Here is a 14013-nt window from a genome sequence, read left to right as displayed (position 1 = left end):
CACCCTATCCCGCCCTGCCGTACTTGAACTGATCGGTAACACGCCGCTGGTCAAGGTCAGCCGCTTCGATACCGGCCCTTGCACGCTGTTTCTAAAGCTTGAATCGCAAAACCCTGGCGGCTCCATCAAGGATCGCATCGGCTTGGCCATGATCGACTCCGCCGAGCGTGATGGGCGCTTGCGTCCTGGGGGTACCATCATCGAAGCCACCGCAGGCAATACCGGCCTGGGCTTGGCGCTGGTAGGCCGGGCCAAGGGGTATCGGGTGGTGCTGGTAGTGCCCGACAAGATGTCCACGGAGAAAGTGCTGCACCTGAAGGCCATGGGCGCTGAAGTACATATCACCCGCTCCGATGTGGGCAAGGGCCACCCGGAGTATTACCAGGACGTGGCGGCACGGCTGGCCAAGGATATTCCGGGCTCGTTCTTTGCTGATCAGTTCAACAACCCGGCCAACCCACTGGCCCACGAAACCAGCACCGCGCCGGAGATCTGGGCGCAGACCCAACATGACGTCGACGCGATTGTGGTCGGCGTCGGCTCGGCCGGCACCCTCACCGGCTTGACGCGTTTTTTCAAGCGTGTGCAGCCCGATCTCACGATGGTACTGGCCGACCCGGTGGGTTCAGTCATGGCCGAATACAGCCGCAGCCGGCAACTTGAAACGCCTGGCTCCTGGGCCGTGGAAGGCATCGGCGAAGACTTCATCCCGTCGATTGCCGATCTGTCCAGCGTGCGCCACGCCTACTCCATCAGCGATGAAGAGAGCTTCGATCACGCCCGCCAATTGCTCAAGGCCGAAGGCATTCTCGGCGGCTCGTCCACCGGCACCCTGCTCGCCGCTGCCCTGCGCTACTGCCGCGAGCAAACCGAGCCCAAGCGCGTGGTGACCTTTGTGTGCGACACCGGCACGCGTTATTTATCGAAGGTTTACAACGACCAATGGATGAACGACGCCGGCCTGCTGCAGTACAAACATTACGGCGACCTGCGCGACCTGATCGCCCGCCGCTTCGAAGACGGCCGTGTGATCAGCGTGAGCCCCGACGACACCCTGCTCACTGCGTTCCAACGCATGCGCCTGGCGGATGTGTCGCAACTGCCGGTGCTGGTAGACGGCCAACAATTGGCGGGCGTGATCGACGAATCGGACATTCTGCTGGGCCTGCACCATGACGCGGCGGACTTTTCCATGACCGTCGCCAGCGCCATGACCGACACCTTGCACACCCTGCCCCCCAGCGCCAGCCTGGCCGAACTGCAGGCAGAACTGGATCGCGGCCTGGTCGCCATTATTGCCGACGCCTCGGGCTTCCATGGCCTGATCACCCGCGTCGACCTGCTTAATCACCTACGGAGATCCCTTGCATGAGTCAGCCCGATAAAAGCGCGTTTGCCACCCGTGTGATCCACGCCGGGCAGTCACCCGACCCGACCACGGGCGCGCTGATGCCGCCGATCTACGCCAACTCCACTTACCTGCAAGACAGCCCCGGTGTGCACAAGGGCTTCGACTACGGCCGCTCCCACAACCCCACGCGTTTTGCCCTGGAGCGCTGCGTGGCCGACCTTGAAGGCGGCAGCCAGGCCTTTGCATTTGCGTCGGGGCTGGCGGCGATTTCCACCGTGCTCGAATTGCTCGATGCCGGTGCGCATATCGTTTCGGGCAATGACCTGTATGGCGGCACCTTCCGGCTGTTCGACAAGGTGCGCCAACGCAGCGCTGGGCACCGTTTCAGCTATATCGACCTGAGCGACTTGTCGGCCTTTGAAGCGTCGTTGCAGGACGACACGCGCATGGTCTGGGTCGAGACCCCGAGCAACCCGCTGCTGAGCCTCACCGACCTGCGCGCCGTCGCACGCATCTGCCGTGCCCGCGGAATTATCTGCGTGGCCGACAACACCTTCGCCAGCCCGTGGATCCAGCGGCCGCTGGAACTGGGTTTCGATATCGTGGTGCACTCCACTACCAAGTATCTGAACGGGCATTCCGATGTGATCGGCGGTATCGCCATTGTCGGTGACAATCCGGACCTGGCCGAACGCCTGGGCTTCCTGCAAAACTCGGTCGGTGCCATTGCCGGGCCGTTCGATGCGTTCCTGACCCTGCGCGGCGTGAAAACCCTGGCGCTGCGCATGGAGCGCCATTGCAGCAATGCCCTGGAGCTGGCCACCTGGCTGGAACAGCAACCGCAAGTGGCGCGAGTGTATTACCCCGGCCTGAAATCCCATCCACAGCACGCGCTGGCCAAGCAGCAAATGCGCGGTTTTGGCGGGATGATTTCGGTGGATTTGAACAGTGACCTGGCCGGTGCCAGGCGCTTTCTGGAGAACGTCAGGATCTTCGCCCTGGCCGAGAGCCTGGGTGGTGTGGAAAGCCTGATCGAACACCCCGCGATCATGACGCACGCGAGCATCCCGGCGGCCACGCGGGCGCAGTTGGGGATTGGTGATGGGCTGGTGCGGTTGTCGGTGGGGGTTGAGGATGTGGAGGATTTGCGAGCGGATTTAGCCCAAGCCTTGGCACACATCTAACGTCAAATATCGAGCAAAATGTGGGAGGGGGCTTGCTCCCGATAGCAGGGTGTCAGTCACTGTATTTGTTGACTGATACACCGCTATCGGGAGCAAGCCCCCTCCCACATTAAATCAACTGCGTAATCAGCCTTGGGTGATGTTGGCTCGTGCACTGTGCAGCTTCTTGTAGCTGTCGATCAAGCGCAGATGCCGGTCCAGCCCTTCGAGCTTCATGCTGGTCGGCGTCAACCCGTAGAACCGAACACTGCCGTCGACCGAACCAATCACCGCGTCCATGCGCTCATTGCCGAACATGCGCCGGAAGTTGGCCTCGTAGTCGGCCAGCTCCAGGTCGTCATCCAGCTCCATCTCCAGCACCGCGTTCATCGCCTGGTAAAACAGGCCGCGCTCGACGGTGTTGTCGTTGTACTGCAGGAACATCTCCACGCATTCCTTGGCTTCTTCATACTGCTTGAGGGCCAGGAATATCAGCAGCTTCAGCTCAAGGATGGTCAACTGGCCCCACGCGGTGTTGTCGTCGAACTCGATGCCGATCAGGGTGGTGATGTCGGTGTAGTCGTCCAGCTCGCTTTCAATCAGGCGTTCGACCAAGGCTTGCAGCTCGTCCTCGTTGAGGCGATGCAGGTTGAGGATGTCTTCGCGAAAGAACAGCGCCTTGTTGGTGTTATCCCAGATCAGGTCGTCCACCGGGTAGATTTCCGAATAGTCCGGCACCAGGATGCGGCAGGCGGTGGCGCCCAGGTGTTCGTACACCGCCATGTAGCACTCCTTGCCCATGCCTTCAAGAATGCCGAACAGCGTCGCGGCTTCCTGGGCGTTAGAGTCTTCACCGTGGCCGGAGAAGTCCCACTCGACGAATTCATAATCGGACTGGGCGCTGAAGAAGCGCCACGACACTACGCCGCTGGAGTCGATAAAGTGCTCGACGAAATTGTTCGGCTCGGTCACCGCCTGGCCTTCGAAGGTCGGCTGCGGCAGGTCGTTCAAACCTTCGAAGCTGCGGCCTTGCAGCAGCTCGGTGAGGCTGCGCTCCAGTGCCACTTCCAGGCTCGGGTGCGCGCCAAAGGAGGCAAACACGCCACCGGTGCGCGGGTTCATCAAGGTCACGCACATCACCGGAAATTCACCGCCCAGGGATGCATCCTTGACCAGCACCGGGAAACCCTGGGCCTCCAGCCCCTCAATACCGGCGAGGATGCCAGGGTATTTGGCCAACACCTCGGCAGGTACATCCGGCAGGGCGAATTCGCCTTCGATGATTTCGCGCTTCACCGCCCGCTCGAAAATCTCCGACAGGCACTGCACCTGAGCTTCGGCCAGGGTGTTGCCGGCACTCATGCCGTTGCTCAGGTAGAGGTTTTCGATCAGGTTGGACGGGAAATACACCACTTCACCATCGGACTGGCGCACGAACGGCAGCGAGACAATGCCTCGGGCTTCATTGCCCGAGTTGGTGTCGAACAGGTGCGAACCGCGCAACTCGCCCTCGCGGTTGTAGATCTTCAGGCAGTAGGCATCGAGGATTTCACTCGGTAGCTCATCGTCCGGGCCCGGCTGAAACCAGCGCTCATCCGGATAATGCACGAACGGCGCATTGGCCAGCTCTTCGCCCCAGAACTGGTCGTTGTAGAAGAAATTGCAGTTGAGCCGCTCGATAAACTCGCCCAGCGCCGACGCCAGTGCGCCCTCCTTCGTCGCGCCCTTGCCGTTGGTAAAGCACATCGGCGAATGCGCATCGCGCACATGCAGCGACCAGACATTGGGCACGATATTGCGCCACGAGGCGATCTCGATCTTCATGCCCAGCCCGGCGAGGATGCCGGACATGTTGGCGATGGTCTGCTCCAGCGGTAGGTCCTTGCCAGCAATGTAGGTGCCCGCCTCGGACGTGGAATTGGGCATCAACAACGCCTGGGCGTCGGCGTCGAGATTTTCCACCTGCTCAATCACGAACTCCGGCCCGGCCTGCACCACTTTCTTCACGGTGCAACGGTCGATGGAACGCAGGATGCCCTGGCGGTCCTTGTCCGAGATGTCCGCCGGCAGCTCGACCTGGATCTTGAAAATCTGGTTGTAGCGGTTTTCCGGGTCGACGATGTTGTTCTGCGACAGGCGAATATTCTCCGTGGGAATATTGCGCGTCTGGCAGTACAACTTCACAAAGTACGCCGCACACAACGCCGACGAAGCCAGGAAGTAATCGAATGGCCCCGGTGCCGACCCATCGCCCTTGTAGCGGATGGGCTGGTCGGCAATGACCGTGAAGTCATCGAACTTGGCTTCAAGCCGAAGGTTGTCGAGAAAGTTGACCTTAATTTCCATGCGGGCACACCAGAATAACGAGCTAAACAAATTGGCGGCCATTATGAAGCGTTTCGCCGGGAAGTCTCAGGGTTTTGCGTGTGGGTTGCCGATCGGTGGTAACGTCCAACCGACCTGTAGGAGCGAGCAAGCCCGCTCCCACACTTGAATCGCGATACTCATCCCTACAAGGACAGGCCATGGAACCGATAGCGACGAACGCTGCACTGGTGATCATTGATATGCAGAGAGGCATGGCCGATCCCGCCCTGGGCCGCCGCAACAACCCAGACGCCGAACTGCGCATACAACAGTTGCTCAATGCCTGGCGACAGGCGCAACGCCCGATCGTCCATGTGCGGCATATCTCCCGCTCTCCCGGCTCGGTGTTCTGGCCAGGCCAACCAGGCTGTGAATTCCAAGACACGCTGCAACCCCTGGGTCACGAGCATGTGGTGGAAAAAAATGTACCGGATGCCTTCATCGCCACGGGCCTGGAACGCTGGCTGCACATGCGCTCGATCAAACAACTGGTGATCGTAGGCGTCATCACTAATAACTCAGTGGAGGCCACCGCACGCTCTGGGGGCAACTTGGGGTTCGACGTAATCGTGGCGGCGGATGCCTGTTTTACTTTCGATCAAACCGACTTGTCGGGACGCCTGTGGCTCGCCGAAGACGTGCACGCGTTATCGCTCAGTAACCTCGCGATGGACTATGCCAGGGTGCTCCAAAGCGGTGAAATCCTCACCCATTGTTAACAGAGAGAGCGGACATGAATCAGGGCAAGCGCATTGTGGTCATTGGCGCCGGTATCGTCGGGGCTTCACTGGCCTATCACCTGGCCGGCAAGGGTGCGAAGGTGACGGTGGTCGATGCCGGTGACGTTGCTTGCGGGGTCACGGCTACTTCGTTTGCCTGGATAAACACTACCTGCGACGCACCCGACCCCATCGCCTCATTGCGCAGTGCTGCGATTGACGCGTATCACCGCCTGGAACATGAGTTGCCCGACGTGAAGATACGCTGGACGGGCGCCCTGTGTTACGGCCCAAACATTCAACCCAGGGCGAACTCACGGATCACTCGTGAGCGTATCCAGGCACTTGAGCCGCAGTTGAAAAACCCGCCTGAATACGCTCAGTTCGAAGCCGAGGAAGGCGCACTGGACGCTGTACAAACCACCCATGCGTTAATAGCCGCCGCCCAGGCCCTCGGTGCCAGGCTGCTGACACACAACCCAGTGCTGGGCTTCAGCAGGCAGGGTTCGCAGGTCACCGGCGTTGAAACCCGCCGGGGCGTCATCCATGCCGACAGGGTGGTGCTCGCAGCCGGAACGGGCACGGCAGCACTGACAAGCCTGCTGGGTTTGCCCTTGCCGATAGACGCCTCGCCAGCGATTTTCATCCGCTACAGCGCCCCGCCCGGGATTGTGCACACGCTCATTTCCAACCCTGAAATGGAAGTACGCGAAAGTGCAGAGGGTATTTGGCTGGCAGCCGAAGACTACCTTGGCAACGCCCCGGAACATCAGCCCGCCGCCATCGCCCGCCGCACCGCCCTGGCCATTGCCGGTGAGCTTGAGGGCGTCACTTCCATCCAGCCACAACTGGCGTGCGTCGGGCTCAGGCCCATCCCCGTCGATGGCCTGCCGATCATTGGCGAGTTGCCGAGTGCCAACGGTGTGTATGTCTGCGTGATGCATCCAGGCGTGACACTTGCGGCCATCGTGGGGCAGTTGGTCAGTGAAGAGATCATGGAGAGCATAACGTCCCCTGCCCTGGCGCCTTGCCGACCCGAGCGCTTTTTCAATCCTGAAAAGAGTTAGACGATTGCGGGCGCTCACGCATTCGATTGATTCCTGTCTCCAGCCGCTGAAACCATCCAACTTAAAAATGCGCGCAATCGCGTGCTGAACGTCTCGCACTCGGCGCTTGGGTTGCGTGCTTCAAACAGGAAATAGGCAATGTGTACGCGCATCGAGGGGTAATGCTCAACGAATAGCGCGACGTATTCTTCCAGCGTATGCGGCCACATCCGTGCTTCTTTCGGGCGCAGGGTATGGGTGGCGCGGATCAAGGCCCGCGAAGCTTCCCGCTGCAAGCGATGGCGTATGTGTTCAGTGCTGGCCTGTTCGATGCGCACCAGGTAGCCGGTGAGCGCCTGCTCGAAATCACCATTGACCGCCAAGGCGATAGCCCGGGACGGGCGAAACGCTTCGAAGTGCTGTGACAGGTCTTCGCCCCAGACACAACGGCAATGATGTTTGAGCCAGAAGCCCCAACTGTTTCGGTTTTCGGGCGCCAACACTTGAGCGCAATGACCGATGTCGAAATCGATCTTGGTGACTTGCCGATGCCGTTGCTCCAAGGCGATTCGAGCCGCCTCCAATTGCTCAAGCACGGGCGCATCCGGTGGTTCGATCAGTATCAGCGTGAGATCCAAGTCGCAAATCCCGACCTCGGCCTGGCCCCGTGCGACGCTGCCATACAGGTAAATCCCGTGCAGCCCCAACGCGGGCTGGGACAGGGTGGCGCAGATATCCACCAGCACGGGCTTGAATTCGGGTTGTATAGGCGCATCGGCGACGGTGAGGATAAAGCCGTCGGCATCGATACCCGCAGGTTGTTGGGTGCTCATGGCCGATGCACCTTGATCACCAGCCCTTCTTCTTCACTCGGCACGCAGAAGTGGCGAGTGATCAGGTCGAACTCGGCGTCGGTCGCGGCAAAGTCATGCTCACCCCGGACGTTACGCTCATGCAGGCGGGCGCGGCAGCAGTGGTCTTCGCTGAGCACAATGGCCGCGTGCTCGGCAGCCAGGGTTTTGGCGAGCGTGGACTCGCCGGAGGCGATCTTGCCGCACAACAGATGCAGAGTTGGCATAAAACGATTCCTTGTTGGGGCCAAGCAGGATGAGTCATGGAGCTGGCGTCGTAAACACATCCAGGTACATCTGCCAGGAAACATCTCCACCTCTCAATGAACTTTCTGACAAATGACAGGCTCCTTTCCTATGCGAAGTCAGCGCGCCCTGAGTCCAGGGTGCAGAACGATAAGGAGCCGCCACCGACATGACTACCCTACCCACCTACCCCGTCGTCAGACCTGGCCCGCTGCATGGGACCTTACTGGCCGGCACCGTGCCGTTGTTTCTCGGCGCCTTGCTCAGTGATATTGCCTACGGCCAGAGTTACCAGATCCAATGGGCCAACTTCGCCTCCTGGCTGATCGCCGGGGCGCTGGTGTTCTGTGGTTTTGCCCTGTTGTTTGCGCTGGTCAACCTGGTGCGTGCCGAACACAAGGGCGGGCGCCCCGTGGCCTATTTCCTGCTGTTGCTGGCTACTTGGGTACTCGGGCTGATCAATGCCTTCCAACACGCCAAGGACGCGTACGCCATGATGCCCACCGGCCTGGTGCTGTCGGCGATTGTCACCGCCCTGGCGATCATCGCCACCTGGATCGGCTTGACCAACCTGCGCTCAGGAGCTACCCGATGAAACCACTCAACACATTGACCGTGCTCAGTGCTGCCCTGTTGCTGAGTGCCTGTGGCGGCGAAGGTGACAAGACCCAGGCCCGCGGCCCCGATCCCAAGCTGACCGAACAACAAAGCAGCCTGCTGCCGAGCATGAAGATCGCCGAGCCCACGCCTTGGGGCGAACAAAAGCCCAAGGTGCCCGAAGGCTACAGCGTGACCGCCATCGCCACCGACCTGGCAATCCCCCGCCAAACTCTGGTGTTGCCCAACGGCGACATCCTCGTAGCCGAAGGCCGTGGCGGCAGTGCGGCCAAGCTCAAGCCCAAGGACGTGATTGCCAGCGTGATCAAGGCTCAGGGCAACACCAAGGTCAAAGGCGGCAACCGCATTACCCTGCTGCGCGATGCCGACGGCGACGGCACCTATGAACTCAAGACCGTGTTCGCCGACAACCTCAACGCCCCCTATGGCCTGGCATACGCCGACGGCAAACTCTATGTGGCCAACCAGGACGCGCTGGTGCGTTTCGATTACGCCGACGGCCAGACCAAGGCCAGTGCGCCGCCGGTCAAAGTCACCGACCTGCCGGCGCAGATCAATCACCACTGGACCAAGTCCTTGGCGGTCAGTGATGACGGGCGCCAGCTGTATGTGGGCATCGGCTCCAACAGCAACATCACCGAGCGCGGCATGGAAGTTGAGATTGACCGCGCCATGGTCTGGCAGATCGACGCGGTCACTGGCGCGCACAAACCCTACGCTACCGGGCTACGCAACCCCACGGCACTGACCATCCAACCGGGCTCCGGGCAACTGTGGACGGTGGTCAACGAACGCGATGAACTCGGCCCCGACCTGGTGCCGGACTACCTGACGTCAGTGCGCGAAGGTGCCTTCTACGGTTGGCCCTACAGCTACTGGGGCCAGAACGTCGACCCACGCGCACAACCGCAGAACCCAGCCAAAGTAGCCTCGGCGATCAAGCCCGATTACAGCCTGGGTTCCCATGTGGCCGCGCTGGGGGTGGACTTTTCCATCCCGGCCATGGGTGAAAAATTCGCCGAGGGTGTGTTCGTCGGCGAGCACGGCAGTTGGAACCGCGACGCGCCGGTGGGCTACAAGGTGATCTTTGTGCCGTTCAGCAATGGCAAGCCGGCGGGCGAGCCCATCGACTTCGCCACCGGCTTTCGTGGTGACGACGGCAAGACCCGTGGGCGCCCGGTGGGCGTGACGGTGGACCCCAAAGGTGCGTTGATCATTGCCGACGACCTGGCCAATACCCTTTGGCGCGTCACCCGTAATAAATAACCGGGTGTGACAGGGGCGGCGACGCCCCTGTCAGTCGTCCTTGTGCAATTGCGCTTCAAGCCAGGCCAGCAACGCAGCCACCTCCCCCCGACTGCTTGCCCCATGCTGCCTGTACACCGAAATAGCCTCCGGCAGAAACACGCTTTCAGCACAGGGGCGCACCAGTGCCCCACTGTCAATCAGCCTGCTGGCGGTGCGACGCCAGCCCATCGCAACACCGTGCCCTTCCACCGCCGCCTGCAACATCAGCGGGTAACTGTCGAAGGTGGCACTGCGCGCATCTTTGGCCAACACCCGCCCGAACACCTGCAGCCACTCATCCCACTCCATCAAGTGCGGAGGTTCAGAGCTATGGTGCAAAAAGGTGCAAGGCTGTAACTCAGAGAGCGGTAACGGCTGCTGCGGGCACAGGTAGGCGGGACTGCACACCGGAAACACTTCATCAGAAGCGGTAAACATCAGCGTATGGGCACCACTGGCGCGCCGGGTACTTTGCAGGGCGACATCGAAGTGGCCCTCGAATTGCGTGATGGGCCGCGTACAGGTCACCACCTGGATCTCGACCTGCGGGTATTGCTGGTGGAAGGTCGACAGGCGCGGCATCAACCAATAAAACGCCTCGCACAACTGGCACAACAGCACCACCCGATTGCGTTGCGGCGCCGTGCGCAGCTGAGCCGCGCCATCACTGATGCTTTGCAACGCGGCACTGACCACCCGCCCCAATTCACGCCCCTCTTGCGTCAGGAACACCGCACGGTTGCGCCGACTAAAGAGTTTCACCCCCAGGTTATCTTCCAGCCCGCGAATCTGCCGGCTGACAGCCGCCTGGGTGATGTGCAGCTCATCGGCCGCCTTGGAAAAACTTTCCAGGCGCGCAGCGGCTTCAAACGGCAACAGGCTGGCGAGGGGCGGTAAGGTTTTGCCAAGTAGATTCATAATCTGAGGTAATGCATCAAGGGCCGAGAACTCGTTTGTAGCACAGCCGTGCGGCTGGGCACCATGGATCCATTACTTCATGGATCAGCCTGATGAGCACTTCCCAAGCTTCAGTCTTTACCGGCGTGATATGCGCGGTGGTCGCCACCCTTGGCTGGGCACTGAACTTCATTGCGCCCTACGTCACCGGGGCATACAGCCTCTACGATCTGATGGCTGTGCGCTTTCTGATAGCCGGCGGGCTGGGCATCGTCTGGATGATTGTGTGTCGAGCGCAACTGCGGATGCTCAGCCATGGCCAGTGCCTGCTCGCGGCACTGCTGGGCGCACTGGGTTGCCTGGGCTACGGCGTTTGCATTGCAGGCGGCGTGATCGTCGGTGGCCCGGTGCTGACGCCAGCGTTTGTCGGGATGGTCCCGGTGCTGCTGGCGCTGATAGGCAACGCCAGCGATAAAACCCTGCAGTGGCGTCAACTGGTTATGCCGTTGCTCTGTCTCTCGGTGGGGCTGTTACTGGTCAATATCAGCAGTCTGCACCAGCCCTCTTCGGGCGGCGGCTCCTGGTTGGCCGGTCTGTTTTTTTCTTTGGGCGCCGTCGCCTTATGGATGGCGTTCAGCGTGATCAACCAACAGCAACTGGCGCACCTGCCGGCCAAGGTGACAGGTGTGTGGACCGCCCTGATGCTAGTGGGGGCCGGTGCCGCTGCGCTGATCATCCTCCCGTGGCTATACGTGTTGGGCGTGTTGCGGTTGCCCACCCTTGGCGCTGGCTGGAGCCAGGCATGGCCGCTGTATGCCTGGAGCCTGGTGATCGCCATGATGTCCACCGTCGTCGGCGCCTGGGCCTGGAACGCCGCGACGCGGCGCCTGCCCATGGTATTGAGCGGCCAGTTGATTGCCCTGGAATCACTGTTCGCCAGCCTGCTGGGCTTGTGGTTTCACCAGCGCTGGCCAACGCCCATGGAAACAGCGGGCCTGGCCGCGGTATTGATCGGCGTAGTAATGGCAGTTCGTATCATCTTGGCGGACGTAAAGACCGTCACAACCCACGATGCTTTAGGGGAGATTCAATCATGACCCACGCGAGTGATGCCTTGGCACTGCGCGAAACTTTCGACTTTCACGGGCAGGCGGTGCGCTGGGGCCAACTCGGCACTCAGGGCCCGGCCTTGGTGATGGTGCATGGCACGCCCTTCTCTGCCCATGTGTGGCGACGCATTGCGCCATTGTTCGCCCAGCACTGTCGAGTGTTCTATTACGACCTGCTCGGCTACGGCCAGTCGCAAAAGGCACCGGGGCAGGACGTCTCCCTCGGCGTGCAAAACACCTTGCTGGCCGCACTGCTTGAACATTGGGGCCTGGAACGTCCTCATCTACTCGCCCATGATACTGCTTGAACATTGGGGCCTGGAACGTCCTCATCTACTCGCCCATGATTTCGGCGGTGCCACGGCACTGCGCACGCATCTGCTGGATGGCTGCGACTACGCCAGCCTCACCTTGATCGATCCCGTTGCCCTGGCGCCCTGGGGTTCGCCGCTGATTCAGCATGTGCGTCAACATGAACGGGCCTTCAGCGATGCGCCGGCATACATCCATGAAGCGATCGTGCGTGCCTATCTTCAGGGCGCCGCTTTCAAGTCGCTGCCTGCCGAGGTATTGCAAGCTTATGTCACGCCATGGACGGGCGAGATTGGCCAGGCCGCCTTTTACCGACAGATCGTGCAAATGGATCAGCGTTATACCGATGCGATAGAAGATCAACTCGCCAGCGTCCGCTGCCCGGTGCTGCTGCTGTGGGGTGAAGAAGACCGGTGGATCCCGCTGGCGCAAGGCGATGCACTTGCTGGCAGATTGGCCGGGGCACGCTACCTGCGTATCCCCCACGCCGGGCATCTGGTACAAGAAGATGCACCAGAAGCCATCGTTGCCGCGCTGATGGCGTTTCTACGGTTGCCTGAAGCGGCCCCTAAAGATCAGTAATTTCCTTGTGACGGGGCACCAATGCCTTCATCACGCTCCAGGCCACCAGGTAAGCCAGGGCGCAGATGGCAAACATGATCATGTAGCCGGTGTGGATGTCGTTGATGGACTTGTAGTAGTCGAACACCCAACCGCCGATCTTGGTCATGACCACACCGCCCAGGCCCCCGGCCATGCCACCAATGCCGACCACCGAGGCCACGGTTTTCTGCGGGAACATATCGGACACGGTGGTGAAGATATTGCACGACCACGCCTGGTGCGCCGAGGCGCCCACGCCAATCAGCAGCACCGGTACCCAGAAGCTCAGGTAACCCAGAGGCTGTGCCAGCAACACCACCAGCGGGAACAGCGCAATCACCAGCATGGCTTTCATACGCCCGTCATAGGGTGCATCGCCGCGCGCCATGAAGTAGCTCGGGAACCAGCCGCCACCGATGCTGCCGACCATGGTCATGCTGTACAGCACCGCCAGCGGCATGACGATATCCGCGCCTTTCATGCCGTACTGCGCCGACAGGTAGGTGGGCAACCAGAACAGGAAAAACCACCACACACCGTCAGTCATGAACTTGCCAAAGGCGAACGCCCACGTCTGGCGGTAAGTCAGCAGTTTGAACCAGGAGACTTTCTTTGCGTTGGCGCCCGTAGGCTCCGGAGTGAAAGGCTGTACGGTCTGATCGCTGCGGATATAGGCCAGTTCTTCAGCGGACAGTCGTTTTTGCTGTTCCGGTTTTTCGTACACGGCGGCCCAGACTGCCACCCACACAAAGCCCAACATGCCAATGACTATAAATGCCGCTTCCCAACCCCACCAGCCTGCGATCAACGGCACGCAGATCGGCGCCAGGATCGCGCCGACGTTGGCACCGGAGTTGAAGATGCCGGTAGCCAGTGAGCGTTCTTTCTTGGGAAAATATTCAGCGGTGGCCTTGATCGCGATAGGGAAATTACCCGCTTCGCCGATCGCCAACACGGCACGCGACAGCATGAACCCGGCAATCGACACCGGAATCACCACCAGGCCGACAGCGCTGCTGACCGCCGCAATGCCCTCGCCCATCGGCACCGAAAACGCATGCATGATCGCCCCAGTAGACCAGATGCCGATCGCCACCACATACGCGGCCTTGGTACCGATCTTGTCGACAAACCGCCCGGCAAACAGCATGGCAATCGCGTAGACGAACTGGAACACCGCGGCGATGTTGGCGTAATCGGTGTTGCTCCAGCCAAATTGTGTCGAGAGTTGCGGCGCCAACAGGCTCAGCACCTGACGGTCGAGGTAGTTGACCGTGGTCGCGAAAAACAGCATCGCGCAGATCGTCCAGCGATAGCTGCCGACCGCCTGGCCGACACGATAGGCACTGATGGGCTCGTTCAGATTCATGGCATCACTTTTTTATTTTTGTTAGGTAGGACACATGTAACGTCATATGTCGTCGTACAACTATGGCTTTTATAT

Annotated in this window: 12 protein-coding genes and 1 pseudogene; 8 read left to right on the top strand and 5 right to left on the bottom strand. The window is 60.7% G+C overall.

Going from position 1 to position 14013, the window contains the following annotated elements; translation table 11 throughout:
• Together J1G33_RS23805 and J1G33_RS23800 are read left to right on the top strand one after the other, a co-directional pair.
• Window positions 1-1372: cystathionine beta-synthase (locus tag J1G33_RS23805; protein ID WP_223018885.1), on the top strand; the 1372-nt coding region annotated here is incomplete at its 5' end.
• Window positions 1369-2535: a cystathionine gamma-synthase gene (locus J1G33_RS23800; RefSeq protein WP_032880897.1), complete on the top strand. Its 1167-nt coding sequence runs from the start codon at window positions 1369-1371 to the stop codon at window positions 2533-2535. The genes J1G33_RS23805 and J1G33_RS23800, both read left to right, overlap by 4 nt.
• 126 nt (window positions 2536-2661) lie before the next feature.
• Here J1G33_RS23800 and J1G33_RS23795 read toward each other — a convergent pair whose 3' ends face one another.
• Complete coding sequence (locus tag J1G33_RS23795; protein ID WP_032880895.1) at window positions 2662-4860, bottom strand: OsmC domain/YcaO domain-containing protein; 2199 nt, start codon at window positions 4858-4860, stop codon at window positions 2662-2664.
• 179 nt (window positions 4861-5039) lie between these two features.
• Here J1G33_RS23795 and J1G33_RS23790 point away from each other — a divergent pair, with 179 nt between their 5' ends.
• Entirely contained in the window at window positions 5040-5600 is a 561-nt protein-coding gene (locus J1G33_RS23790; RefSeq protein WP_103735020.1) for a cysteine hydrolase family protein, read from the top strand.
• Between the two features lie 14 nt (window positions 5601-5614).
• Window positions 5615-6667, top strand: a complete 1053-nt coding sequence (locus J1G33_RS23785) for an FAD-binding oxidoreductase (RefSeq protein ID WP_223018884.1) — start codon at window positions 5615-5617, stop codon at window positions 6665-6667.
• Between the two features lie 14 nt (window positions 6668-6681).
• On the opposite strand, the gene J1G33_RS23780 is transcribed toward J1G33_RS23785, so the two are convergent.
• On the bottom strand, window positions 6682-7479 hold the full coding sequence (locus tag J1G33_RS23780; RefSeq protein WP_223018883.1) for a nucleotidyltransferase domain-containing protein: 798 nt from the start codon (window positions 7477-7479) through the stop codon (window positions 6682-6684).
• Window positions 7476-7724, bottom strand: coding sequence for an ATP-binding protein (locus J1G33_RS23775; protein WP_223018882.1), 249 nt, complete (start codon window positions 7722-7724; stop codon window positions 7476-7478). Before J1G33_RS23775 ends, J1G33_RS23780 begins: the two co-directional genes overlap by 4 nt.
• Window positions 7725-7912: 188 nt before the next feature.
• Here J1G33_RS23775 and J1G33_RS23770 point away from each other — a divergent pair, with 188 nt between their 5' ends.
• Together J1G33_RS23770 and J1G33_RS23765 are read left to right on the top strand one after the other, a co-directional pair.
• Window positions 7913-8338: a DUF2231 domain-containing protein gene (locus tag J1G33_RS23770; RefSeq protein ID WP_223018881.1), complete on the top strand. Its 426-nt coding sequence runs from the start codon at window positions 7913-7915 to the stop codon at window positions 8336-8338.
• Complete coding sequence (locus tag J1G33_RS23765; RefSeq protein WP_223018880.1) at window positions 8335-9627, top strand: sorbosone dehydrogenase family protein; 1293 nt, start codon at window positions 8335-8337, stop codon at window positions 9625-9627. Before J1G33_RS23770 ends, J1G33_RS23765 begins: the two co-directional genes overlap by 4 nt.
• A 30-nt stretch (window positions 9628-9657) precedes the next feature.
• On the opposite strand, the gene J1G33_RS23760 is transcribed toward J1G33_RS23765, so the two are convergent.
• Window positions 9658-10566, bottom strand: coding sequence for a LysR substrate-binding domain-containing protein (locus J1G33_RS23760; protein ID WP_223018879.1), 909 nt, complete (start codon window positions 10564-10566; stop codon window positions 9658-9660).
• Window positions 10567-10658: 92 nt separating this feature from the next.
• Here J1G33_RS23760 and J1G33_RS23755 point away from each other — a divergent pair, with 92 nt between their 5' ends.
• Both J1G33_RS23755 and J1G33_RS23750 read left to right on the top strand, forming a co-directional pair.
• On the top strand, window positions 10659-11642 hold the full coding sequence (locus tag J1G33_RS23755; RefSeq protein WP_223018878.1) for a DMT family transporter: 984 nt from the start codon (window positions 10659-10661) through the stop codon (window positions 11640-11642).
• Window positions 11639-12548 (top strand): annotated as a pseudogene (locus tag J1G33_RS23750) (alpha/beta hydrolase). The gene J1G33_RS23755 and the pseudogene J1G33_RS23750 overlap by 4 nt, the downstream one beginning before the upstream one ends.
• Here the strand turns inward: J1G33_RS23750 and J1G33_RS23745 are convergent.
• The gene (locus tag J1G33_RS23745) at window positions 12535-13938 is read right to left on the bottom strand and encodes an MFS transporter (RefSeq protein WP_223018877.1); all 1404 of its coding nucleotides are present in this window, start codon (window positions 13936-13938) and stop codon (window positions 12535-12537) included. The pseudogene J1G33_RS23750 and the gene J1G33_RS23745 sit on opposite strands and share 14 nt — an antisense overlap.
• Between the last annotated feature and the right edge of the window lie 75 nt (window positions 13939-14013).

The organism is Pseudomonas sp. P867 (assembly GCF_019891455.1).
Classification (GTDB): Bacteria; Pseudomonadota; Gammaproteobacteria; order Pseudomonadales; family Pseudomonadaceae; genus Aquipseudomonas; species Aquipseudomonas synxantha_A.
This window is presented reverse-complemented; position numbering and strand designations above follow the sequence as displayed.

Bases quoted from the DNA above. Each gene is read 5' to 3' on its own strand.
- J1G33_RS23785 (WP_223018884.1), top strand. From the start codon at position 5,615: ATGAATCAGGGCAAGCGCATTGTGGTCATTGGCGCCGGTATCGTCGGG.
- J1G33_RS23765 (WP_223018880.1), top strand. From the start codon at position 8,335: ATGAAACCACTCAACACATTGACCGTGCTCAGTGCTGCCCTGTTGCTG.
- J1G33_RS23790 (WP_103735020.1), top strand. From the start codon at position 5,040: ATGGAACCGATAGCGACGAACGCTGCACTGGTGATCATTGATATGCAG.
- J1G33_RS23760 (WP_223018879.1), bottom strand. From the start codon at position 10,566: ATGAATCTACTTGGCAAAACCTTACCGCCCCTCGCCAGCCTGTTGCCG.
- J1G33_RS23780 (WP_223018883.1), bottom strand. From the start codon at position 7,479: ATGAGCACCCAACAACCTGCGGGTATCGATGCCGACGGCTTTATCCTC.
- J1G33_RS23775 (WP_223018882.1), bottom strand. From the start codon at position 7,724: ATGCCAACTCTGCATCTGTTGTGCGGCAAGATCGCCTCCGGCGAGTCC.
- J1G33_RS23745 (WP_223018877.1), bottom strand. From the start codon at position 13,938: ATGAATCTGAACGAGCCCATCAGTGCCTATCGTGTCGGCCAGGCGGTC.
- J1G33_RS23770 (WP_223018881.1), top strand. From the start codon at position 7,913: ATGACTACCCTACCCACCTACCCCGTCGTCAGACCTGGCCCGCTGCAT.
- J1G33_RS23755 (WP_223018878.1), top strand. From the start codon at position 10,659: ATGAGCACTTCCCAAGCTTCAGTCTTTACCGGCGTGATATGCGCGGTG.
- J1G33_RS23800 (WP_032880897.1), top strand. From the start codon at position 1,369: ATGAGTCAGCCCGATAAAAGCGCGTTTGCCACCCGTGTGATCCACGCC.
- J1G33_RS23795 (WP_032880895.1), bottom strand. From the start codon at position 4,860: ATGGAAATTAAGGTCAACTTTCTCGACAACCTTCGGCTTGAAGCCAAG.